Raw genomic sequence first — 22816 nt, 5'->3', positions numbered from 1 at the left:
CCGTGAGCAAGCCACCGGCTTCCAGGTTCCGCCCCTCAGATCATGCCTTCGCCGCCGAGAGCCTGGCGCAGATTGGTCGTGGTTATGTGGTGCCGGATCGGGTGGCGCTGATTACCGGCTGCTCCAGCGGCATTGGCCGCGAGCTGGCGCTGGCGCTGCACCGCCGCGGCACCATCGTCATTGCCACCGCCCGGCGCCCGGAGAGCCTGCAGGAGCTGGCAGACCTGGGCATCGCCACCGAAGCCCTCGACGTCACCTCCCAGGCAGATATCAACCGGGTGGTGCACGCCCTCAAGGCCGCCTACGGCCGCCTCGATATCCTGATCAACAACGCCGGTTACGGTCAGATGGGGCCGCTGCTGGAGCTGGATACCCGGGTATTCGAGGAACAGTTCCGCACCAATGTGTTCGCACCCATGGCACTGATCCGGGCCTGTGCTCCGCTCATGCGCTCCGCCAAGCGCGGCGTGGTGTGCAATATCGGCTCCGTATCGGGTGTAATGCCGACCCCGTTTTCCGGCGCCTACTGCGCCTCCAAGGCAGCGCTGCATGCCCTCTCCGATGTCCTGCGGCTGGAGCTGAAACCCTTTGGTATTCGCGTCATGACCGTGCAACCCGGTGCCATTGCCTCGGAGTTCGGTCGCCATGCACAGGTTTCCCTGCGGGGGTTGCTGGCCCCCGATTCCTGGTACAAGCGCCAGGAAGAGGTGGTTCAGGCGCGGGCACTGGAATCACAGCAGAATGCCACCCTGGCCAGTACCCTGGCGCGCAAGGTGGTGAAGGAACTGTTACGCAAGCGTCCGCCGGCTGTGTTGCGGGTAGGAAACCGCAGTCGCCTGCTGCCGTGGATGGCACGCTGGCTGCCCCGTGGCTTCCGGGACTGGATCCTGTCACGGCGCTTCCGGCTGCGCCGCCTGGCGCTCAAATCCTGAGTGTCAGGCAGCGCGGATTCAGTTTCCGGACTGCTGTTGTACCCACTCCCCAACCTCATCCAGTGAGCCCCGGAACAATACCGCGCTCTCCCGCTTCGCCATCAGGTAGTCGTACATACCGTCGTAATATTCAGTGAGGAGCGCCATCACGACCGGGATATAGGCGTCGGCGCTGCCGTTTCGGGCGAGCTCTGCGTTGGCGGCCTGCAATTGCTCGTCCAGCTGCCGGTGGCGGAGTCCGCCCAGGCGTTTCTGCAGCCGGGACAGGCTGTCGCGCAGGGATTCCCCCAGGGCTTCCGCGGGACTGCATTCGCCATCCTCGAAGCGCGGCAGCGCCTCGTTGACATAGTCACGCACGATCCGCCGGGCGCGGGCCTCCACCGGTTCCTCTACCACTACCCGCGGCGCGGCCTGCATGGCCTGTTGCAGGTTGGGGGGTAGGGCGCAGCGGCCGATCAGGCGGCTCTCGTCCTCGACAAACACCCGGCCGGAAGCCTGTTCAAGTTTGATCATGTCCACGGCGATGCGGTTCTCGAAGTCGATCTGCGCCGGCTGCGGGCGACCGGTGCGGCCGAAGCTGGAACCGCGGTGCCGGGCGATCCCCTCCAGGTCGATGGCCCGGGTGGCGCGCTGGATCAGCTCGGTCTTGCCGCTGCCGGTATGGCCGGCGATCACCACCAGGGGGAGTCTCTCACAGCCCTCATCCAGTGCCCCGAGCAGGAAATTGCGCAGAGCCTTGTAGCCGCCCTCCACCAGAGGGTAATCGATGCCGGCTTGCCGCATGAGTTGCTGGGTGGTGCGGGAGCGCAGACCGCCGCGAAAGCAGTAGAGGCAGCCCTCGGGATGCTGCTCGGTAAATTCGCGCCAGGCACTGATTCGCTGTTGGCGGACCTCGTCGGTAGCCAGCTCCCACCCCAGCTCGATCGCCGCTTCCTGGCCGGCGTGCTTGTACCTGGTGCCGATCAGCTCCCGCTGGCGGTCATCCAGCAGCGGCAGGTTGGTGGCCGCGGGAAAGGCGCCCTTGGCGAACTCCACCGGGGCGCGCACATCCATTAACGGCGTGTCGTTGAGAAACAGCTGTCGGTACTGATCGGGGGAAATGTTCTGGCGCAAATCAAGTCTCCATAACGTCGGGGCGCAGTGTAACCTGAATAGATGGATCTCTCCGACCGTTTGACGCCGCCGGAAAATAACTCCGCATGACGCTGGACCAGATCACAATCCTTTCCATTCTCGCGGTCACCGTGGTCCTGTTTATCTGGGGATCCTGGCGACACGATATGGTGGCGCTCGCTTCCCTGCTCGCCTGCGTGTTCGTCGGGCTGATTCCCCCTGAGCGCGCCTTCGACGGCTTTGGCCACCCGGCAGTCGTCACCGTGGCCTGTGTGCTGATCCTGAGTCGTGGCCTGCAGAGCACCGGCGCCATGGACGTGTTCGCCCAGCGCATGATCCCCAAGACCGGCAGCGTCACCCTCGCCCTAGCCGCGCTGACCGGTGTCGGCGCTCTGCTGTCCGGCTTTATGAACAACGTTGGTGCCATGGCACTGTTGATGCCGGTGGCCTCGGGGGTGGCGGAAAAGCATAACCTGCCGCCGGGCAAGGTGCTGATGCCGCTGTCGTTCGGCACCATTCTCGGCGGTATGACCACCCTCATCGGCACCCCGCCAAACCTGATCGTCTCCGGCTTTCGCGCCAGTGCCGGCGTCGGTAGCTACGGCATGTTTGATTTCACCCCGGTCGGTCTCGGCGTCGCCGTCGTTGGCATCCTGTTTGTGTGCCTGATCGGCTGGCGGCTGGTGCCCGAGCGCACCCAGGCGGGTGCGGCCACCTTTGATACGGGGACCTACCTCACTGAAGCCCAGGTGCCGGAGAAGAGTGCGGTCGCCGAGAAGACTATCTGGGAAATCGCCCGGATGCTGGAGGATGAGGATGCCCAGGTAGTGGGGGTAGTGCGCGATGATGGTCGTGTCTCCCCGGCCAGGCCCCGCCACCGGGTGCGCGTCGGCGATATCCTGGTAATCGAAGCGGAGCCGGAATCCCTCACGGCGGCGATCAGCCAGCTGGGCCTGAAGCTGGAGGGCGAGTCCACCGAGGAAGAGAAGGAGGAAAAAGAGGGCAAGCCTGCCGCCGAGCGGGCCCGGGGCCGGGAAAAGCGCGATCGACGCAAGGGCGATGAGGCGGGCGATGGCAGTGGCAAAGACGACAGGGAAAGCGGCAAGGGCCGGGATGACAGAGGGGAGGGACGGGAAAAGGAGCGGGAAAAAGAACGGGAAAAGGAGCGCGGCGAAGACCTCCAGCTGCGCGAGCTGGTCGTCATGCCCGACTCGACCCTGGTCGGCCGGACGATCCAGTTCCTGCGTCTGCCAGCCCACTACGAAATCAACCTGCTGGCCCTGTCGCGCCAGGGGCGGCGCTCCGTGCGCAGGCTGCGCTCCACCCCGCTGATGGCCGGTGACGCCCTGTTGATGATGGGCACCGACGACAACCTCAATACCTTTGCCTACGAGAAAGGCTGTGTACCCCTGGCGCAGCGGGATATCACCATTCCGAACAAGGAGAAAGCTGCGGTTGCCCTGCTGGCCATGGCGCTGGCGGTTGCGGGTGCCGCCTTCGGCCTCCTGCCCGCTGCCATCTCCTTTGCCACCTGTGTGCTGGCCTATATGGCCCTCAAGGTGTTGTCACTGCGCAACGTTTACGAGTCCATCGATGGTTCGGTGATCGTGCTGCTGGGGGCTCTGATTGCCGTGGCCGAAGTGATGGAGCGCACCGGGGCAGCCGACCTGATCGCCCGCTGGATGCTGGGCACCATAGCCCAGGGCGACCCGGTGATCGCGCTGGTCATCCTGCTGGTGGTAACCATGACGTTATCGGATTTCATGAACAACGCCGCTACTGCCGCCGTCATGTGTTCCATTGCCCTCAGTGCGGCGGCGCAGCTGGGGGTGAACCCCGACAGTTTCCTGATGGCGGTGGCCATCGGAGCTTCCTGCGCCTTCCTCACCCCGGTAGGCCACCAGAACAATACCCTGATCCTGGGTCCGGGCGGTTTCCATTTCGGCGATTACTGGCGCATGGGGTTGCCGCTGGAGATCATGGTGGTGATCGTCAGCGTGCCGCTGCTGCTGTGGGTCTGGCCGCTATGAATGGGGGTCAGGCGATGGAGTCATCCACCGGCTGTGCAACTTCAGCCAGGAAGCGCCCGCAGAAGCGCAGGACATCGGTGATGGTCACGATTCCCGCCAGCTCGCCCTCGCGCATGACCAGCACGGAACCGATGCCGGTGTCGGCCATGGCCAGCAGGATTTTGTCCAGCGGGTCATGGATATCGGCGATATACGGTCGGCGGGCACAGAGGTCGTGGACATAGAGCTGTTGCTCCTCCAGCCGGTGCCCCGGTGAATTGGCGCGCTCGATATCCCCGCGGGATATCACCGTCTCCAGATCCCCGTCCCGTGTTACGGGCAGGTGGTGGACCTGGTGCTCTTCCATCAATTCCAGCGCATCCTCCACTGTCGCATTGATATCGATATGGTAGGGAAAAGGCGTCATCACCGTGGCCAAGGTTGGCATCTGGTGGATATCGTGAATCTTGCTCATAGCGTGTCTGGAAGCCATTAGTGGGAATGCGGAGGCCCGTATAGCTTAGGCCACCCCCGGAAAGACTCCAACCGGGGCCCTAATGGCTGGCGTATGGTTCGCGGTTAACCGATACGGGGATATAAGCGGTATTACTTCCAAATCCTTTTGCCGCAGCAGGCTTGATATTTGCTGGCAAATACTTATCATTTGCCGCCCCTCCTGCCGGCGGTCCATGCGTGCGTCGAAAGCGCCCTGTGGCAGGCCATTGGCGTCTAAGAGCCGGACATGCGCTGAGGAAGCTTTGTATACCAACGCAGGCAACTGCGAATTCAGGTTATTGCAGATATAACCGCCCCGTTAACTGGCGTGCACATATTACTGACCCGGGATACGCCATTAGCGGTAATAAGCATATTGAATGACTGATCGGATTACGGTTTGGGCGTTGTAATGCCCCGAGCCGCCACAACATTATTTTTTATTACAGCAACACTGACTGAGGTCTGTTTAGATGTTTCAGGATTACGACAAGATCGAGCAGCAGATTGCCGAGCACCAGGCAAAGATCGAGGAGCTGCAGGAGCAAATGGCCCGCGCCGAGCGTAAGAAAGAAGGCGTCATCGCTTTCGACAAGGCACTGGTGAATATCGCTGCCGAACACCAGATGGAAGAGGAAGAGCTTTACGTGGCCCGCGGTGAGCGTATCGTCGAGTGGCTGGTGAGCCAGCTGAGCGACGAGGATGCCCCTGACTTCGTGAAGACCCTGAAGGCCCGGGTTGCGCGCTCCCTGAAGCGGCAGGGTGAGACCCCACGCCGCACCCGTCGTGCCACTGCCAAGAGCAGCGAGCCGAAACTGGAGACCGGCCACTACCGCAACCCGTATACCGGTGCCACCATCGAGAAGAAAAAGCGCAACCCCAAGCAGCTGAATCAGTGGATCGAGGAGCACGGCCTGGAGACGGTCAAGGAATGGAAAATCTGATTTCGCCCTGAAATACGATTTCCTGCCCAAACCCGCGGTGCCGGATTGGTCCGGGCCGCGGGAATCCCGCAACTGCGGTTAAAGCGGTAGCTATGCCCGGATATTCGCTTTTTATTCGATTCCTGGCTGCTGCCGCTGGATTGTTTTTATTCCTCCCACATCTGATGATTGAAACCGGGTAATGGAGTCAATCACCTGGTCCGCTTATCCTACTGGATTGAAAAACAATAAAACGTGCCCGCCATGCTGAAAATTCTCGGATTACTGGTTTCGGTCTCCCTGCCAGGGTTATTTCCCCTGCATCTTGCCCACGGCCAGGCGGATGTCGGGATATCCGCAGGGGAGAGCAGTGGCACCCGGGTGGTGTATCTGGTCCGGCACGCTGAGAAACGGACGGATGATCCCGCGGAGCGCGATCCGGCGTTGACGGCAGCCGGCAAAGAGCGTGCGGTGGCCCTCGCCCGGCTATTGCGCGATGCCAACATAGAGCGGGTTTACAGCACCGACTACCGGCGCACGCGCCAGACCGCGACGCCTCTGGCGCAGCAGTCGGGGTTGCCGGTCACGCTCTATGATCCACGCGACCTCGAGGGATTTGCCGGCAGGCTGCGCAACGGCCCCACCAGGGTACTGGTGGTGGGCCACAGCAATACCACGCCGCAGCTGGTGGCACTGCTGGGCGGCGAGCCGGGCAGCGAGATCCGCGAGTCGCACGAGTACGACCGCCTCTATGTGCTGGTGTTGCATGGCGATGAGACGGTGACGCTGTTGCAGCGCTATGGTGACTGCGAGCCGTGCGAACGCGCCTATTGATCAGTCCGATGAGCCGCCGAGCCGTTGAGCCGCCGTCAGAGCTCAATCCAGCAGCTGGCGCACGTAATCCACCACGACCCTGGAAGCCCGCCCCTGGTGGTGTTCGGCGAAGGCATCGCCCACACTGCTGCGTTCCAGGTTGAGTTCGACGGTGTGGGCGCCGGCGGAATTGGCCCACTCCACGAAGCCCGCTGCCGGGTACACATTGCCCGAGGTGCCGATGCTGATGAAGAGGTCGCACTCGCTCAGGGCATCGTATATCCGCTCCATTTCCAGTGGCATCTCCCCGAACCAGACCACATGGGGGCGCAGGTTGCCCGTTTGGCCGCAGCATTCGCAGCGCATGGTGGTGGTCAGGTCACCACTGGTGGGAAAAAGCTCCCCGCTGATGCGACAGCGGGCTTTCAGCAATTCCCCGTGCATATGGATCAGGTTGCGGCTGCCGGCCCGCTCGTGCAGGTCGTCGATATTCTGCGTGACCAGCAGGAACTCGCCGGGAAACTGCGCCTCCAGTTCCGCCAGCGCCCGATGGGCCGCGTTGGGAGTGATGTCCGCCGCGAGCAGCTGCTGGCGACGGGCGTTGTAGAAGCGCTGCACCAGCTGCGGGTCCCGCTCGAAGGCCTCCGGTGTGGCCACATCCTCGAGGCGATGGTTTTCCCACAGGCCGTCGGCGCCGCGAAAGGTGCGGATGCCGGATTCGGCAGAAATGCCGGCGCCGGTGAGTACGACGATTCGCTGGTAATCCACGCCTGTCCTCCCTTCTTTCCCGCTTCAGTGCAATTTCATGCGCGGCTTTACGAAGCGGTTCGCCTGCCCGACCAGGTAGATCAGCATGGCCTTGGGCCAGCCGTGCACCGCCGCCAGGTGCATCCGGTACAGGGAGCGGTAGGCCACACCGGCCAGGCGACCTTCCACCGTCAGGCTGCCCTTGACCAGCGCGCCCATGAGGTTACCGACGGCGGTGTGCTTGCTCAGTGAGACCAGAGAACCGCGGTCGCGATAGCAAAACGGTTTCATGCCTCGACCCTCGATCTGTGCGATCAGGTTGTGCTCGGCCACGCCGGCCATCTGCTGAGCCGCCTGTGCCCGCGGTGGCACCCGCTGCTCGGCGATATCCACACAACCGGCACAGTCGCCGATGGCAAAAATCCGCTCGTCGGTCACCGATTGCAACTCGGCGTTGACCTGGATCTGGTTGATGCGGTTGGTCTCCAGCCCATCCAGCCGGGTGAGGAAATCCGGTGCCTTGACACCCGCCGCCCACAGGCGAATGGAGGCGCGAATCTTCTCGCCAGTGGCGGTAATGAAGCCGTCCTCGCTGGCCTCTGCCACCGCACAGCCGGTCAGCACGCGCACGCCCATGCGGGTAAGTTCACGCTCGGCATTGTTGCCGAGCCGCGGCGGCAGTGCCGGCAACAGGTGTGCTCCCGCCTCGATCAGCGTGACCTTGAGGGCCTGCCTGGGAATGTGTCCGTAGCGCCCCATCTGCTGTGTCGCTTCCACCAGCTCGGCGGCCAGCTCCACTCCGGTGGCGCCTCCGCCGACGATCGCCACCTCGATGGTTTCTGCGGTGTGGGTTTCCAGCTGCAGGAAGCGGTCCAGCAGTTGCTGGTGAAAGCGCTGTGCCTGCTGGGTACTGTCGAGAAAGACACAGTGTTCGCGCACGCCGGGGGTGTGGAAGTCGTTGCTCTGGCTGCCGAGTGAAAGCACCAGGTAGTCATAGGCCAGCTCCCGCGCCGGCACCAGCTGGCGGCCGTCGGCGTCCTCGACCGGCGCCAGTTCGATGACCTGCCGAGAGCGGTCCAATGTCTGCAGGCTGCCCAGCTCGAAGCGAAAACCGTTTTTGCGCGCGTGTACCTGGTAGTTGAGGGCGTCGAGCCCGGAGTCCAGCGAACCGGTGGCTACCTGGTGGAGGAGCGGTTTCCAGATATGGGTGCGGTTGCGATCCACCAGCGTGATCCGCACCTCCGGATCTTTGCGCCGCCGGTGCAATACCCGCGTGTAACTGAAGTAGTGTCCGAGTCGTGTGGCGAGCTGCAGGCCGCCGGCGCCGCCGCCAACGATGACGATATTTTTCATAGGAGGTCTTCCTGTCGATTTCTGGAAACTCGACTCCCCGCTCTGTGAAGACCTTCAGAGGATAACGCCGCTACCGCTTATCGACGGTTTTTTATCGTGGCGTTTCGGCGCCAGTATCTCCACTGTGGCGCCTGATGGCAATTCAACCTGTCTCTTTTTGTGGTTTTTTGCCGTCGAGGCGCACCGGCGTGCCCGCCGATTCCGGTGGCAACTCCATGACGGTCCCCACGATGGCCGCCTCCGTATAGCCTGCCTGCTGCAGGGCGAGCACGCAGTCCGGACCCTGTTCCATTGGCACCGCACCGAGCAGGCCGCCACAGGTCTGGGGATCCACCAGCAATTGCCAGCGGGGGTCGTCCTGCCACGGAGCCCGGTTGGCAACCCGGTCGAGGGCGCGGGCATTCTGCGGCTGCAAGCTGGACAGCCAGCCCTCGCGGGCACAGGTTTCCGCACCGGACAGCAGCGGCAGTTGCCCAGGATCGATGCTGGCACCGAGGGGTGTGTCGCTCTGCAGGGTTTCGAGCAGGTGGCCGAGGAAACCGAAGCCGGTGATATCGGTCAGCGTGTGGGCCTCATGCTGCGCGAGGATTTCGGCGGCCGCCGCGTTGCTCTGCAACATGGTGTCGAGCGCGGCATCGACCCAGCCGGGGTGGGCCCGACCCAGTCCCTCGGCAGCAAGGATGGCGCCGATGCCGAGTGGCTTGGTCAGGATCAGGCAGTCCCCCGCTTTCGCACCGGTCTTGGCCACGAGCTGCGCCTCGCTGGCGAAACCGTTGACGGCGAGCCCCAGTTGCAGCTCCGCTCCCTCCGAGGTGTGGCCGCCGGCCAGGGTGCAGTCGTGCCGGTTGAGTTCGGTTACAGCGCCGGCCAGCAACTGCAGAAGGTCGCGTCGGGTCAGGGCTTCGGCGGCCAGTGGCAGGGTGACCAGGGTCTGGGCGGAGGCCGGGCGGGCGTGCATGGCGAACAGGTCCGAGAGGGCGTGCAGTGCCGAGATACGGCCGAACAGCCACGGATCGTCCACCGGCGCCCGCAACTGATCGGTGCTCTGCACCAGCAGCTGGCCGGCAGGCACCTCCATGACCGCCGCATCGTCGCCAATGCCACGGCGCAGCAGCGGGGAGTGCTGGGCAGGCAGGGCTGCCAGTGCCCGAGACAATGCGTCGGCGCCGACCTTGGCGCCACAGCCGTTACAGCGCATGGGCGCCAGATGCTGGCCGTCCCGTTCCCGGATGACGTCGCGCTCGCTCGCGCGCCGATCTTCCATCTGCAGTGACAGGTCGCGGAAGCGCTCCATGAATTTGCGATCGATACGGTCCTTCCACTGCCACAGGGCACCGCCGGCGATGGCGACGCCGTTGCGCACCGCCACTGCGCGGCGATCCCCGCAGGACAGCAGGCGCAGGAATTCCCGCTGCGGCCGGAACGGTTTCAGTGGCCGGTCACAGAGGGCAGCGCGCAGGTTATGGAACAGCGCCGGGCCCTGGCGTACGGCATAAACACCGGCCTTGGGCAGCGGTCGGTGACTGAAGCTGGCCGCATCGCCGACGGCAAAAATGTATTCATGGTTCGCCGCTCGCAGATATTCGTCTACGCGGATGAAGCCGGCCTCGTCCAGGGCCAGGCCGGTGTCGGCGAACCACGCCGGCGCACTGGCACCGGTACAGAGCATGACCTGGTCCAGCGGCAGGAAACGGCCGTCACTTGCGCGTACCCCGTTCGCTTCAATGGCTGCCACCGGCCAGTTGCCGTGCACCTGTATTCCGAGACGTTGCGTCTCCTTTGCCACCGCAGCCTGTGCCATGGGCGGGAACTGTTCCGGCACCTGTTCACCGCGGGTCACCAGGTGCACCGCAGCGCGACCGGTGCCGATCGGTTCGCGCAGCCCATGGGCCACCGCCATGGCCAGTTCACAGCCGCCGGCACCGCCGCCGACGATACCGATGGCGAACGGCTTTTCCGTCGCGGCAATCTCTCGCCGCAGCTGCTGCCAGCGCGGCCAGAACTTTTCCACCGGCTTGATCGGCAGAGCCAGTTCCGCCCCGGGGATTGCTGTGGACGGTGTCGATCCCACATCGATCGAGAGCAGGTCGAACTCCAGTTCCGGCCGGTCAGGCATGGCAATGGTGCGCAGCTCCGGATCGATTCCCTCCACCCTGGCGCGAATGAAGCGCGCACCGGCAGCACGGCACAGGCGCGCCAGGTCGATATGGGTCTCGTCGCGATCGTAATGGCCCGCCACCATGCCCGGCAGCATGCCGGAGTAGGCGGTCTGGGACTGCGGTGATACCAGGATAAGGCGCACTCCGCGCAGGGGGCGCATGGCCCACATCTGCAGGACGATGGCGTGGGCGTGCCCGCCGCCGACGAGAACCAGATCCTGGTAATTCGGGTATTGCTGCATGCTTGTCGTGCCGGATCCTTTGCGTCCGTCTCTCGCGGCGTCGCTGCCGCCGCGGGGTGAACTGAGGCGGGAGAGCATACCTAAAGTCAGCGGTGCTGGTCTTTACTTACGGGGCATAAATGCACCTGCACGCCGCCAGGCGGATTCCTACGTCATCACGTTGCGCCGGAATCCGTCCTGCCTGTGGCCGGCGAAGCGCGGTGCCTAAATTGACGGCCAGTGACCCACGGATTCCATGCCGAAGCCTTCCAGCGGAGCCAGCAATTTTCCGAACCGCCTGCTGTGGTGGCTGTTCGGTAGCGTTCTGTTTGTCGGTGCGCTCTCCATTGCCCTCTCCGCGTGGCTGCCGGGCCGGCTGGAGCAATGGCTGCAGCAACGCGGGCTGGAGGCAGACATCGGCCGGTTGTGGTTCTCGATTCCGCGGCTGGCCCTCTACGTGCGCGACGTGCGGGTAGAGAACCCGGAAGGGCGGGGTGTCGACGCGGAGCAGCTGGTACTGAATTACAGCTGGCTGGATCTGCTGCGCGGTCGCCTGCGTCTGCAGGAGGCGTATCTGACCGGGGTCGACATGGATCTGGCCTCGGAACTGACCGCCGACGGTCGCCTCTGGGAGGTGGCCGGTTGGGCGCTGGGTGTGGGCGGCGAGCGGCGCGACCGGGACCTGCAGCTGGCCATCGAGCGTCTGCATATCCGCGACAGCCGGCTCTGTTACCTGGCCCGGCCGTACTGGCAGCAGCCTGAGTGCCTGCGCTTCAGTGATCTCACTGTGCACGACTGGACCCTGTCGGCACAGCGCAGCGGAGACGAAACGCTGCAACTGAAAATCGGTGCCGATCAGCTGGATCTTCGCGACCTGCTGGTGCGCACCGAGGGCAGCGAACGGGACCATACGGTGATCGTCAAGCTGGCACTGGAAGAGGGCCTGTTTGCCCGACCCGGAAACCGGATCACCGCCGATGAACTGGTCGTGCGACGCTTCGGCAGCTGCCTGCCGGAGCACTGGGCAGAGGCCATTCCGGCCATGGATCGGGTCATCGGTCACTGTGCCACCGCCCGCCAGCTCAACCTCACCGGCAACGTGGTGGCGGCGTTTGGTGCCGAAGCGGAGGTGGGCTGGCACCGCGGCCAGGGGCAGGTGGTGCAGTTGCGCTATGCCAACCGGCGCTGGCAGAACTGGCGGGCGGAAACTCTGGCGCTGAATGAAATGCATTTCAGCCGCGCTGAAAAAAGCCTGCGCTGGAGCGACGCCGGCGCCACCGGCTTCGACTGGTGCCCGCCCGGGCTGCGTGACCTGCAGCATCACCTCTGCATCCGCGCCGGCAGCCTGACGCTACCCGACCCGGTGACCTTCGACTGGCAGCGCGGCCTGGTGGTGGAGGCCGATGCGGGGCGCCTGCAGCAGACCCAGCTGCAGGATCTGGCCACAGCGAATCGCAACCCCCTGACCATCCACGATATCCGGCTGTCGGCGCTGCAGTATCGCGGCCGGGAAAGGATGCTGACACTGGAGCGGCTGCAGGTGGAGAGTGCGTCCGGCTGTGTGCCCGGTGCCGTGTGGCAACTGCCGGATCACTGTCTGCGGCTGGCGGGGCTGAGATCCGGAGAGGAGCTACAGCTACGCTTCCCGGACAGTGCCCGGTCGCTGCCCTGGGGGTTTGCCAGTGGTCCCCTCTCGGTCGGCCAGCTGCGCCTGGAGCGCAGCGGTGGCGAACCACTGCAATTGCGCCAGCTCCGCTGGCAACAGCTGCGCGCCCTCGGCGGGCCCGGCTCCACGGACGAGCCGCTGCTGCTGCGGGAGCCCAACCTATTGTCACTGAAGGGCTGTGTGCCGGACAGCCTGTTGCCGAAGGGCCTGCGGCCCCTGTGTACCGAGCTGCACAGCCTGCAGGGCACGGGCACCTTCGCCTGGGCGGCGGGGGATGACGGCTACCTGATTTTTGGTGAACTGCAGTTGCAGCGCCTGCTGCTGGGGGACCGGCGCGATGGTGGTGAAGGCCTGCTGCTGCAGCAACTGCATCTGGGCAGCGGCTTCCTGCGTCCGCAGGCGGATGCCGGCAACCCCTGGGCCGCGACCGATGCCGCCGCTGCGTCGTCGGCCGCTGCCGGTGGGGAGGCGGATCCGAGCGTCCCTGATCTGATCAGTGAAGAGGACGGGCTGGAGAAGGGGCGGCTGTCCGCCATCGGCGAATCACAATCCGGTGAAGGAGACGGGCGCGCAGCCGGAACCGCTGCAGCGGTATTGCCGGATCTGGCCGATCCCAATCTGCTTCTGAAATCTGCGGCGCTCGAGCAGCTGGATGGCTGCCTGCCGGCAAGCTGGGCTAGTCTCCTTTACCGCCAGCGCACCTCCATGCCCGCCTGTTTTGACCTGCGCGGGTTCGGGATCGGAGAACCGCTGCGATTGGCCTGGCAGACGGGGTTCGGGCTGCAGACGGGTGCACTGGAACTCGAGCGGGGGGAGGCCAGCAGCCGCGCCGGCGAATCCCTGCTGGAGGTCACAGCGCTCGACCTGCCCGCGGGCAAGGTACGGATCGCTCCCGGTGGCGGGCGTCTGCAATTGTCACTACCGGATTTCTCCCTGCAGACCCTGGACGGCTGCCTGCCCGGACCGACCCCGGTGTCCCCGCTCTCGGTCCGTTGTGCACAGGTGGCGGAATTGCAGCTGGGGCCAGCGGCGCAATTCACCCTGTCCGAGCGGCGCCTGACGGCGAATCTCGACGGCACTGCGATCCGGCAGTTGCAGCTGACCGGCCTCGGCGACCATATGGCGCTGGGCCTGCAGCAATTCGTCAGCGACCGGCTGCGGGTGGACTGGCCCGGTCCGCCGGCCGCTGCCGATGTGCTGGAGCTCGGTGGCCTGGAGATGGGGCAGCTGACTGCCTGCCTGCCACCCGGTGATTCCCTGCAGGCGGGTGTGGTCGCCTTGCCCCGTTGTCTCGACGTGCATGACCTGCGCAGCTCCCCCGGAGCCAGCGACCTGGCCGCCGGGCCTATCGGTTTCCTTGCGGCACCGGGGGCCGAGCCGCAGTGGCAGTTACAGGCCCTGCAGCTGGGCGCCCTCGCGTTTACCTCGGATACCATCCAGCTCGGCCAGCTGCGGCTGGAGAGTATTGAGGCCTGCGGTCTGGCGGGGCTGCTGCCCGGCGATGCCGATGGCGATTGCCTGGACTGGGGGTGGTTGCAACTGGCGCCTGGCAGCCGCGTGGTATTCGGACAGCAGGGGCCGCAGGTGACCCTGGCGGCGCTGGAGTCGGCGCCTCTGGCTCTTGGTGACGATACGCAACCGGCGCTGGCTTTCGAGCGCCTGGGCTGGTCGCAGCTGCAGTGGGATGGCGGCACCGCCCTGGGCGTGACAGATTTTTCCCTGCGCGGCATCCGGGCCTGTCGTTCGGGGGACAATGGCAGCTCCGGACCAGGCTGCCTTTTCCTGCGCGAGCTGGGCCTGCCCGGTGCCGAGCAGATTTCATTGAGTCAGCCCTTTTCCGTGAGCGGTGCCATCCGCCTTACCGGCCTCGGCTTTGGCGCCGACGGCAGCGCTTCTGCGTCAGCCACGGTCAGCCTGCGGGAACCGGTCTATCGCCAGCCCGGCAGCCAGACCGGAATTGAGCGCGCCGTCGGTGAGCTGGCGGAGATCAGTGGCTGCCTGCCCGCAGAATGGCTGGTCGGTAAACGGCTCTCGCCCTGCTACGAGTTCGGCCGGGTGGAGCTGCAGGGCATCGAGCGCCGCCAGACACCGGCCGGCACGGTGACAGAACTGTTGGGCCTGTCGATCGATGGTGTGCGCCTGCGCCAGCAGGGTTTTCCCCCAGGCCTGCCGGCCGATCTGTTGCAGCTGAAAGAGGCCTCGGTGGAGCGCCTGGCTTTCGGCGGCGGGCTGGTGACGTTCAGTGGTCTCGCCCTGGAGGGCGCCGCCGGTTGTCTGCCGACGGGATATGTGGAACGCCTCAATCACTGCCTGACTGTGGACTCCATCGGCGCCAGCGGCAGCGTGCGCATTGGCAACGACCAGATGGAACTGGCGCGTTTGGAAGTATCGGAGCTGCAGGTACTCAGTGGCGACGGCAAGCGGCTGGTGAAAACGGAGTCGGCACTATTGCAGCAGTTCCTTGTTGACCGCGGGCAATTCGCGCTGGCGGAGCTTGCCGTGCACGACTTCGGCCTGCTGGGGCGGGCGGAGCACGCGCCGGAGTATCACCGCCACGCCTGGCAGGCGGAAAGTGGTGACGCTTTGCTCCAGGACATCACCTTCGACCTTCCGCGCCAGCAGCTGCAGGTGTCGCGAGCCGTCTTTACCCAGCCGGGTATCATTCTGGCCCGCGACAGCGAGGGTAATTTCCCCGTGCGTGAGGGCATCGCAAAACTGTTGGGAGAGCCCGTTTCAGAGGCCGTTGACGAGGTGGGGGAGGCGGCCAGCGAGCGTTCGCCGTTCCGCTACCGGTTGGGAGAAATGGTGGTGGATCGCGGCCGTTTCACCTGGCTGGACCGGCAGGGCGTCTACCGGGCCAGGCTGCCGATTCGGGTGATCAATGTTTTCCTGACCGGGGCCAGCAATCATCCCGGGGATCCGCCGGCAGAGATACTGCTCGGTGGCCGCCCCGGTGGCTTCGGTGAAATTCACCTGGCCGGTGAGCTGGACTACCTGGACATCGAGAAGTGGGACGCCTCGCTGCTGGGCTACATCGTCAATGCCAACCTGATCCCCGCCCAGCCGTATATCGCCAACCTGCTGGGGTACAAGATCCTGCAGGGCCAGCTGGATGCGCGCCTCAATATCGAGGTGCGGGCCAACGAGGTGGATGCGCTGGCCCAGATGCGCCTCAACAAGATTCGTCTGCGGCGGGTGCGCGAGAGCGACCAGCTGCCGGTGGAGCAGCCCATGATCCCGCTGGATATTGCCCTGCTGGTCATGGAAGACCGCGACCGCAACGTGAACTTCAGGATGCCGGTCACCGGTGATCTCTACGACCCCGAGTTCTCTTTCAGCTACATTTTCAGCGACCTGCTGCAGCGGGCGATCATGGAAGCGCTGTTCAGTTACTTCAGTCCGGTGGGTTTCTACACTCTGGCGAACCGGGCATGGACGCGTTTCAGGAATCTGGTGGTGATCGAGCCGATTGAATTTGCCCCGGGCAGCGTCGAGCTGAGTGCCGAGGCGCGGAGTGAACTGGCTGAAATTGCCGAAGTGCTGCGGGAAAAACCGGATGCCAGGCCGGGTATCTGCGGCATCGCCAACGCCCGCGACTGGACTGCGCTGTACCCCAATGGCACTCCGGGTATGCGCGGCAACCGTCGTGCGCGGGAAATCTTCTACCGCGATCCGCCCGTAGAGATTTTCGAGGAATTGCAGAAGCTGGCGCAGCAGCGCAGCCGACAGGTGGAACGCTACCTGCTGGAGAACGGTCTCTCTGCCGATGAATTCATTCAGTGCGCGCCGGACTATGACGGTACTGATTTCGACTCGCCGCGGGTGGAATTCTCCCGCTAGTGCGACCTCACGCGATCAAAGTTTACAAGCACCCAAGGAGCCACTCCCATGGCCAAGAACCTCGCCCACAAGCTGATCGAGTCCCATCTGGAGGGCGGCTCCCTGGAGCCCGGCTCACCGATCGAACTGAAGATCGACCAGACCCTGACACAGGATGCCACCGGCACCATGGTGATGCTGGAGTTCGAGGCACTGGGCCTGCCGCGGGTGAAGACGGAGCTGTCGGCGCAGTATGTGGACCACAACCTGCTGCAGACGGACTTCAAAAATGCCGACGATCACCTGTTCCTGCGCAGTGCCTGCCGCAAGTGGGGCATCTGGTATTCACGGCCGGGCAACGGCATCAGCCACGCGGTGCATATGTCCTGTTTCGGCAAGCCCGGCAAGACGCTGCTGGGCTCCGACAGTCATACCTGCGCCGCCGGCTCCATGGGCATGCTGGCGATCGGTGCCGGTGGCCTGCAGGTGGCCCTGGCCATGGCGGGCATGCCGTTCTCGCTGACGATGCCGAAAATCCTCGGCGTGCGCCTCGAAGGTGAACTGCCGCCCTGGGTCAGTGCCAAGGACGTGATCCTGGAAATGCTGCGCAGGCAGACGGTGAAGGGCTGCGTCAACAAGATTGTCGAGTATCACGGGCCGGGCCTCGCCAACCTCACCGCCATGGACCGCCATGTGATCGCGAATATGGGCCAGGAACTCGGTGCCACCTCCAGCGTTTTTCCCGCCGACGACACCGTGCGCGCTTTCCTGCGGCAGCAGCAGCGGGAGGAGGACTTTACCGAGCTGAAAGCAGACGACGGCGCGACGTACGACGAGGAGGACACCATTGATCTCTCCTCCCTCGAGCCACTGATTGCCTGCCCGTCCAGCCCGGACAAGGTAGTGCCGGTACGTGAGGTGGCCGGCAAGCCCATCTACCAGAGCTACATCGGTTCCTCTGCCAACCCGGGCCTGCGGGATTTCGTCATTCCCGCGCACATGGTCGAGGGCCGGCGGGTGGATGACCGCGTCTCCTTCGACATCAATCCCACATCACGGCAGATGCTGGAAGAGATCAGCCGCACCGGCGACCTCGGCCGGCTACTGGAAGCCGGAGCGCGCCTGCACCAGACCGGTTGCGGTGGCTGTATCGGCATGGGCCAGGCGCCCGCCAGCGGTCGTATCAGCCTGCGCACGGTGCCGCGCAATTTCCCCGGCCGCTCCGGCACCGAGGAAGACGAGGTCTACCTGTGCAGCCCTGAGACCGCCACCGCCAGCGCACTCAAGGGGGAGATTACCGATCCCCGCGACCTGGACATGGACTACCCATCGTTCGAAGAGCCGGGACAGTTGCCGGATATGCGGCCGCTATTGCTGGCACCGCAGGAAATTCCGACTGAAGTGGAGCTGGTCAAGGGCCCGAATATCCAGCCGCTGCCGGATTTCGACGGGCTGCCCGACAAACTGGTGGCTCCTGTGCTGCTCAAGGCCGGCGACAATGTTTCCACGGATGAGATCCTGCCGGCCGGTGCCGAGATATTGCCGCTGCGCTCCAACATTCCCGAGATCAGCCGCTACACCTTTTCCCGCGTCGACAGGGATTTCTACGAGCGCGCCATGAAGCTGGACGGCGACTGTTTCGTGGTGGGCGGGGATAATTACGGCCAAGGCTCAAGCCGCGAGCATGCCGCCATCGCGCCACGATTCCTGGGGGTGCGCTGTGTCATCGCCAAGAGCATGGCGCGCATCCACCGGCGCAACCTGATCAACTTTGGCGTACTGCCGCTGCTGTTCGAGGATCCGGCCGATTACGACAAGATCGAACAGGATGCAGAACTGGAAATCGTCGATCCCGTGGGCCAGCTGGCGCCGGGCAAGCCGGTGGAAATCCAGCTCAAGGCCTCTGGCGATGTACTCAAGGTGAAGCACGATCTCTCCGAGCAGGAGATCGATACCCTGCGGCTCGGAGGCCTGATCAATAAGACGCGCAAGGAGCATCCGGATATCGACGCCTAGGGCGCTCATTGCTGTTGGTTGGTCAGGAAGACGTCAGGCGGTCCAGGCGCAGGCGCTCGCTGCCATCGAACAAGCGCCGCGAAGCGACACTCACCGCGAGGAAGGTACCGAAGCCGGTACCGGCAGCGATGGTGAACATGATCAGGATCTGGTATTTCACCGCCAGCGCCGGGGCGGTGCCTGAGAGGATCTGGCCGGTCATCATACCCGGCAGGGAAACGATGCCCGCCGCTGCCATCGCATTGATGATCGGCATCAGTCCCGAGCGCATGGCATCCCGGCGCAGCTCGCCGCAGGCCTCACGCCAGGTCTGCCCCAGCATCAGCCGCCCCTCTACCAGCTGCCGCTCGCGACGTACGCCCTCGGTCAGCCGATCCAGGGCCAGGGCGATGCCGGTCATGGTGTTGCCCAGCAGCATGCCCAGCAGGGGGATGGCATATTGTGGCGAATACCAGGGGGTCGGCCCGATCACGACGATAAGCATCAGGACAGTGACACTGAAAGCGGATACGAACATGGATACCGTGCCGATGGCAAAGCCCCAGGCACCGCGCAGCCGGTAATTCTGCCGCGCCATTACCTCGCGACCTGCCAGCATCAGCATGCCGAGCCCCATCAGCGCCACCCATAACGGCTTGCCTACCGCAAACAGTGCCTCCAGCACAAAACCCACCAGGGTCAGCTGGAGCGCGGTGCGGGCCGCGGCAATCAGCAGTGAATTGCCGACACCGAGCCGCGCCCAGTAAACACAGCCCGCCAGCGCCAGTACCAACGTTGCTGCCATCGCCAGCTGCCACCAGCTGAGTTCAATCACATCCATCAGTCCTTGTCCCCGCTGCTCTCCACCAGGCGGTCCCCTTCGATATGCAGGTGGCGGTCTGCCACCCGTTTGATCTGTTCGCGGTCGTGGGCAACCCAGAGCGTTGGCAACGAACGCTCGCGGATCACCTGGCACAACCACTGTTCGGTCTCGCGGGTGGCATCGGGATCGAGGTTCGCGGTGGGCTCATCCAGCAGCAGGGCGCGCGGCTGGTAGGCGAGGGCGCGTACCAGAGCCAGCCGTTGTTTTTCGCCCGAGGACAAGCGCTCGATGGACCACCGGGATACATCTTCATCGAAACCCAGTTGTTTGAGCGCCTCGGTCATCGGTGCGGGCATGTGTTCGCCCACCGTTTCGAACCACCAGGCGCTGTCGGCAGGTACCATCATCACCGCCCGTCGCCAGCGGTGGCCACGCAGATCCTGCTGGGACTCGCCCGCGATACTGACGCTGCCCTCGTGCGGATCCAGGTCCGCGACGGCGCGCAGTAGGCGGCTCTTGCCGCTGCCGGAGGGGCCGGACAGGCAGAGGATCTCACCGGGGGCGATCTTCTCGGAAACGGGTTGCAGATTGCCGGCTTTGATCCGGTCGAGAGTCAGTGCGCCAGATGCCAAGGGGGTGAATTCCTGTCTTCTGAATAGAGAATGGGGGATTGTACGGCCAACCGGTCATGGCTGTCAGAGCGTTGTGGAGCGGATGCTTCCCTTTGAACCGCTCGCCGCTTGCCGCCATAATCCGCCTCTTCCGAACAGAATAACGAGACGGATGCAGTATGACCGAACCCTCCGTGTATGAGGCGACCGAACGCCTGCCGCTGAAGGAATATACCGAGAAGGCCTACCTGGATTACTCCATGTACGTCATCCTCGACCGTGCCCTGCCGAATATCGGCGATGGCCTGAAGCCGGTGCAGCGGCGCATCGTCTATGCCATGAGCGAGCTCGGCCTCACGAACACCGCCAAGTACAAGAAGTCCGCCCGCACCGTGGGCGACGTGATCGGTAAGTACCACCCGCACGGCGACAGCGCCGTGTACGAGGCCATGGTGCTGATGGCGCAGCCCTTTTCCTACCGCTACCCGCTGGTAGACGGCCAGGGCAACTGGGGTTCGCCGGATGATCCCAAGTCCTTCGCCGCCATGCGTTATACCGAGTCGCGCATGGGCAAGTACTCCGAGGTGCTGCTGTCCGAGCTGGGGCAGGGTACTGTCGACTGGCAGGCCAACTTCGATGGCACCATGGACGAGCCGGCGGTACTGCCGGCGCGGGTACCGAACATCCTCCTCAACGGTACCACCGGCATCGCCGTGGGTATGGCCACCGACATCCCGCCGCACAACCTGCGTGAAGTGGTGGATGCCACCGTGCACATGCTGGAGAACCCCAAGGCCACTGTCGCCGAGCTGTGCGAGTACATCCAGGGCCCGGACATGCCCACCGACGCGGAGATCATCACCCCCCGCGAGGAAATCCAGAGGGTCTACGAAACCGGCCGCGGTTCGGTGAAGATGCGTGCGGTGTGGAGCAAGGAGGATGGCGATATTGTCATCACGGCGCTGCCGTACCAGGCCAGTGGCGCGAAGGTGCTGGAGCAGATCGCCGCGCAGATGCAGGCGAAGAAGCTGCCCATGGTCACCGACCTGCGCGACGAGTCCGACCACGAGAACCCCACCCGCCTGGTGATTGTGCCGAAATCCAATCGCGTGGACCTGGAACAGGTCATGAACCACCTGTTCGCCACCACCGACCTGGAGAAGAGCTACCGCATCAACATGAACATGATCGGTATCGACGGGCGCCCGCAGGTGAAGTCCCTGGACAAGATCCTCGGTGAGTGGCTGAGTTTCCGTACCGTCACCACCCGCCGGCGCCTGCAGTTCCGCCTCGACAAGGTCGAGAAGCGCCTGCACCTGCTGGCCGGTTTGCTGATCGCGTTCCTCAATATCGATGAAGTGATCGAGATCATCCGCACCCACGACGAGCCCAAGCAGGCCCTGATGGAGCGCTTCGAGCTCACCGAGGTACAGGCGGAATACATCCTCGACACCAAGCTGCGCCAGTTGGCGCGCCTCGAGGAAATGAAGATCCGCGGCGAACAGGCCGAGCTGGAGAAAGAGCGCGAAACGCTCACCAAGACCCTGGACAGCGCCCGCCGCCTCAAGAGCCTGATCAAGAAGGAACTGCTGGCGGCTGCCGACGAGTTCGGCGATGAGCGCCGCTCGCCGCTGGTGGAGCGCGGCGAGGCCAAGGCCTTCGATGCTGCGGACCTGCTGTCTTCCGATCCCATCACCGTGGTGCTGTCCGACAAGGGGTGGATCCGTTCCGCCAAGGGCCACGAGATCGACCCCGCCTCACTCAACTACAAGGCCGGCGACCACTTCAAACTGGCCGCCCGCGGCAAGAGCAACCAGATGGCACTGTTGCTCGACAGCACCGGCCGCAGCTATGCCATCGCCACCCACACATTGCCTTCAGCCCGGGGTCAGGGGGAGCCGCTCTCCGGGCGGATCAACCCGCCCTCCGGCGCCACCTTCGAGGGCTTGCTGATGGGTGCGGATGAGCAGCGCGTACTGCTGGCCTCTGACGCCGGCTACGGTTTCGTGGCCAAGCTCGGCGACCTGCAGTCCCGCAACAAGGCCGGCAAGGCCATGCTGACCCTGCCCAAGAATGCCCGCGTACTGCCGCCGCAGGAGATCGAAAATCCCGACAAGGCACTGCTGGCCGCCGTCACCAGCGAGGGCCGCATGCTGGTGTTCCCGGTGTCCGAGCTGCCGGAACTGTCCAAGGGCAAGGGCAACAAGATTGTCAACATCCCCTCCGCCCGCGCCGCCAGCCGCGACGAGATCGTCGTCGGCGTCGCAGTCCTGGAGGGCAATGCCCAACTGGTTATCCATGCCGGCAAGCGCCACACCAAGATCAAGATCTCTGAACTGGACCACTACATCGGCGAACGTGGCCGGCGCGGTAACAAGCTGCCGCGAGGGTTCCAGAAGGTGGATCGGATTGAGGTGGTGAACTAACCGCTCGTCGAATTTCCAACAAAAACAGCCCGGCAGGCCGAGTGTCTGCCGGGCGATATAAAAAAATAATGTCGCCCAAATTCAGCGGAAGCGGGCGCGAATATCATCACCTAGGCCATATCTCGTTGATTCTCCAAGAGAATAAATATCCGGCCACTGCCCTTCTATCCAGAGTTATAGAGAACGAGTGCTCGCTAATTCTGGAAAAATGATTTTGAATAGAGCCTAACTCGTTGATTTAACCTGGGTTTCATAGGTCTCGGAGCTTAGGGGCTTCAGGATTAAAGAGAATCGAGTTATAGAGCAGCGTCTTTTGAATAAACTGTTAAATGCTCAAGGTGGTCATGAAAGAGCTACATGAAATACTCGATGAAGTTAAGGATGAAAAAAGCTTTCTAGAATTTGCTAAATCCTTAATGGAAGACCGTGAGGCGCACGAGGGAAAGCCAGTTAATGAGGTTGGCTTCGCGGGCGATTGGGCAAATAATGATATTTCTGCCTTTCTTGGAGCAGCTATAGCTTGGGCAGAAGATAGTGATTTTGGTGTTCTCCAAGATTCAACACTTGAAACAAATAAATGGAAGCAATTTGCAGTGTTTCTGTATTGCGGGAAAATTTATGAGTGAGCCGCATTTAACAAGCGACTGTGATGTCAAGCTGCTAGTTTGACGTCCCGCTCTCCCCAGTAAGTGCCGTCTCTTACCATTGCAT

The 22816-nt window shown here is 63.8% G+C and carries 15 protein-coding genes; 8 read left to right on the top strand and 7 right to left on the bottom strand.

Translation table 11 applies throughout. From position 1 onward, the window contains the following. Positions 1 to 2 precede the first annotated feature (2 nt). Positions 3 to 932, top strand: a complete 930-nt coding sequence (locus LVD12_RS09670) for an SDR family oxidoreductase (RefSeq protein ID WP_237067510.1) — start codon at positions 3 to 5, stop codon at positions 930 to 932. An 18-nt stretch (positions 933 to 950) separates the two neighbouring features. On the opposite strand, the gene mnmH is transcribed toward LVD12_RS09670, so the two are convergent. Then, positions 951 to 2045, bottom strand: coding sequence for a tRNA 2-selenouridine(34) synthase MnmH (mnmH, locus tag LVD12_RS09665; RefSeq protein ID WP_237067509.1), 1095 nt, complete (start codon positions 2043 to 2045; stop codon positions 951 to 953). A gap of 86 nt (positions 2046 to 2131) precedes the next feature. On the opposite strand from mnmH, the gene LVD12_RS09660 reads away from it, so the two are divergent. Continuing rightward, a complete protein-coding gene (locus tag LVD12_RS09660) occupies positions 2132 to 4075 on the top strand; it encodes an SLC13 family permease (RefSeq protein ID WP_237067508.1) in 1944 nt (647 codons plus the stop codon). Positions 4076 to 4082: 7 nt separating this feature from the next. Here LVD12_RS09660 and LVD12_RS09655 read toward each other — a convergent pair whose 3' ends face one another. After that, complete coding sequence (locus LVD12_RS09655) at positions 4083 to 4529, bottom strand: CBS domain-containing protein (protein WP_237067507.1); 447 nt, start codon at positions 4527 to 4529, stop codon at positions 4083 to 4085. Positions 4530 to 5022: 493 nt separating this feature from the next. On the opposite strand from LVD12_RS09655, the gene LVD12_RS09650 reads away from it, so the two are divergent. Continuing rightward, positions 5023 to 5493 carry a hypothetical protein gene (locus tag LVD12_RS09650; RefSeq protein ID WP_237067506.1) on the top strand — a complete coding sequence of 157 codons (471 nt, stop codon included), beginning with the start codon at positions 5023 to 5025 and terminating at the stop codon, positions 5491 to 5493. Between the two features lie 243 nt (positions 5494 to 5736). Continuing rightward, on the top strand, positions 5737 to 6306 hold the full coding sequence (locus tag LVD12_RS09645; protein WP_237067505.1) for a SixA phosphatase family protein: 570 nt from the start codon (positions 5737 to 5739) through the stop codon (positions 6304 to 6306). 42 nt (positions 6307 to 6348) lie between these two features. Here LVD12_RS09645 and cobB read toward each other — a convergent pair whose 3' ends face one another. The 3 genes from cobB to selD form a co-directional block, all read right to left on the bottom strand. Then, on the bottom strand, positions 6349 to 7053 hold the full coding sequence (cobB, locus tag LVD12_RS09640; protein WP_237067504.1) for a Sir2 family NAD+-dependent deacetylase: 705 nt from the start codon (positions 7051 to 7053) through the stop codon (positions 6349 to 6351). A gap of 24 nt (positions 7054 to 7077) precedes the next feature. Further along, complete coding sequence (locus LVD12_RS09635; RefSeq protein WP_237067503.1) at positions 7078 to 8385, bottom strand: NAD(P)/FAD-dependent oxidoreductase; 1308 nt, start codon at positions 8383 to 8385, stop codon at positions 7078 to 7080. A gap of 142 nt (positions 8386 to 8527) precedes the next feature. Continuing rightward, positions 8528 to 10786, bottom strand: coding sequence for a selenide, water dikinase SelD (gene selD, locus LVD12_RS09630; RefSeq protein ID WP_237067502.1), 2259 nt, complete (start codon positions 10784 to 10786; stop codon positions 8528 to 8530). Positions 10787 to 11021: 235 nt separating this feature from the next. Between selD and LVD12_RS09625 the strand changes: the two genes are divergently transcribed. Both LVD12_RS09625 and LVD12_RS09620 read left to right on the top strand, forming a co-directional pair. Further along, the gene (locus LVD12_RS09625) at positions 11022 to 16271 is read left to right on the top strand and encodes a DUF748 domain-containing protein (protein WP_237067501.1); all 5250 of its coding nucleotides are present in this window, start codon (positions 11022 to 11024) and stop codon (positions 16269 to 16271) included. 48 nt (positions 16272 to 16319) lie between these two features. Continuing rightward, positions 16320 to 18266: an aconitate hydratase gene (locus LVD12_RS09620; protein ID WP_237067500.1), complete on the top strand. Its 1947-nt coding sequence runs from the start codon at positions 16320 to 16322 to the stop codon at positions 18264 to 18266. A 22-nt stretch (positions 18267 to 18288) separates the two neighbouring features. Here the strand turns inward: LVD12_RS09620 and LVD12_RS09615 are convergent, their stop codons facing one another. Together LVD12_RS09615 and LVD12_RS09610 are read right to left on the bottom strand one after the other, a co-directional pair. Next, entirely contained in the window at positions 18289 to 19086 is a 798-nt protein-coding gene (locus tag LVD12_RS09615; protein ID WP_237067499.1) for an ABC transporter permease, read from the bottom strand. Then, the gene (locus tag LVD12_RS09610; protein ID WP_237067498.1) at positions 19086 to 19700 is read right to left on the bottom strand and encodes an ABC transporter ATP-binding protein; all 615 of its coding nucleotides are present in this window, start codon (positions 19698 to 19700) and stop codon (positions 19086 to 19088) included. The genes LVD12_RS09615 and LVD12_RS09610 overlap by 1 nt, the downstream gene beginning before the upstream one ends. A 158-nt stretch (positions 19701 to 19858) precedes the next feature. On the opposite strand from LVD12_RS09610, the gene parC reads away from it, so the two are divergent. Beyond that, positions 19859 to 22105: a DNA topoisomerase IV subunit A gene (gene parC, locus LVD12_RS09605; protein ID WP_237067497.1), complete on the top strand. Its 2247-nt coding sequence runs from the start codon at positions 19859 to 19861 to the stop codon at positions 22103 to 22105. A 344-nt stretch (positions 22106 to 22449) separates the two neighbouring features. Then, positions 22450 to 22731: a DUF7660 family protein gene (locus LVD12_RS09600; RefSeq protein ID WP_237067496.1), complete on the top strand. Its 282-nt coding sequence runs from the start codon at positions 22450 to 22452 to the stop codon at positions 22729 to 22731. Positions 22732 to 22816: the final 85 nt, after the last annotated feature.

It is taken from the genome of Microbulbifer guangxiensis (assembly GCF_021729075.1).
In the GTDB taxonomy this organism is placed as follows: Bacteria; Pseudomonadota; Gammaproteobacteria; order Pseudomonadales; family Cellvibrionaceae; genus Microbulbifer; species Microbulbifer guangxiensis.
The sequence above is the reverse complement of the archived record's forward strand: the minus strand, read 5'-3'. Positions and strand labels throughout refer to the sequence as shown.

Excerpts from the sequence above, each read along its gene's own strand:
- LVD12_RS09660 (WP_237067508.1), top strand. The coding sequence starts at position 2,132 with ATGACGCTGGACCAGATCACAATCCTTTCCATTCTCGCGGTCACCGTG.
- LVD12_RS09655 (WP_237067507.1), bottom strand. The coding sequence starts at position 4,529 with ATGAGCAAGATTCACGATATCCACCAGATGCCAACCTTGGCCACGGTG.
- LVD12_RS09650 (WP_237067506.1), top strand. The coding sequence starts at position 5,023 with ATGTTTCAGGATTACGACAAGATCGAGCAGCAGATTGCCGAGCACCAG.
- LVD12_RS09645 (WP_237067505.1), top strand. The coding sequence starts at position 5,737 with ATGCTGAAAATTCTCGGATTACTGGTTTCGGTCTCCCTGCCAGGGTTA.
- LVD12_RS09635 (WP_237067503.1), bottom strand. The coding sequence starts at position 8,385 with ATGAAAAATATCGTCATCGTTGGCGGCGGCGCCGGCGGCCTGCAGCTC.
- selD (WP_237067502.1), bottom strand. The coding sequence starts at position 10,786 with ATGCAGCAATACCCGAATTACCAGGATCTGGTTCTCGTCGGCGGCGGG.
- LVD12_RS09625 (WP_237067501.1), top strand. The coding sequence starts at position 11,022 with ATGCCGAAGCCTTCCAGCGGAGCCAGCAATTTTCCGAACCGCCTGCTG.
- LVD12_RS09620 (WP_237067500.1), top strand. The coding sequence starts at position 16,320 with ATGGCCAAGAACCTCGCCCACAAGCTGATCGAGTCCCATCTGGAGGGC.
- LVD12_RS09615 (WP_237067499.1), bottom strand. The coding sequence starts at position 19,086 with ATGGATGTGATTGAACTCAGCTGGTGGCAGCTGGCGATGGCAGCAACG.
- parC (WP_237067497.1), top strand. The coding sequence starts at position 19,859 with ATGACCGAACCCTCCGTGTATGAGGCGACCGAACGCCTGCCGCTGAAG.
- LVD12_RS09600 (WP_237067496.1), top strand. The coding sequence starts at position 22,450 with ATGAAAGAGCTACATGAAATACTCGATGAAGTTAAGGATGAAAAAAGC.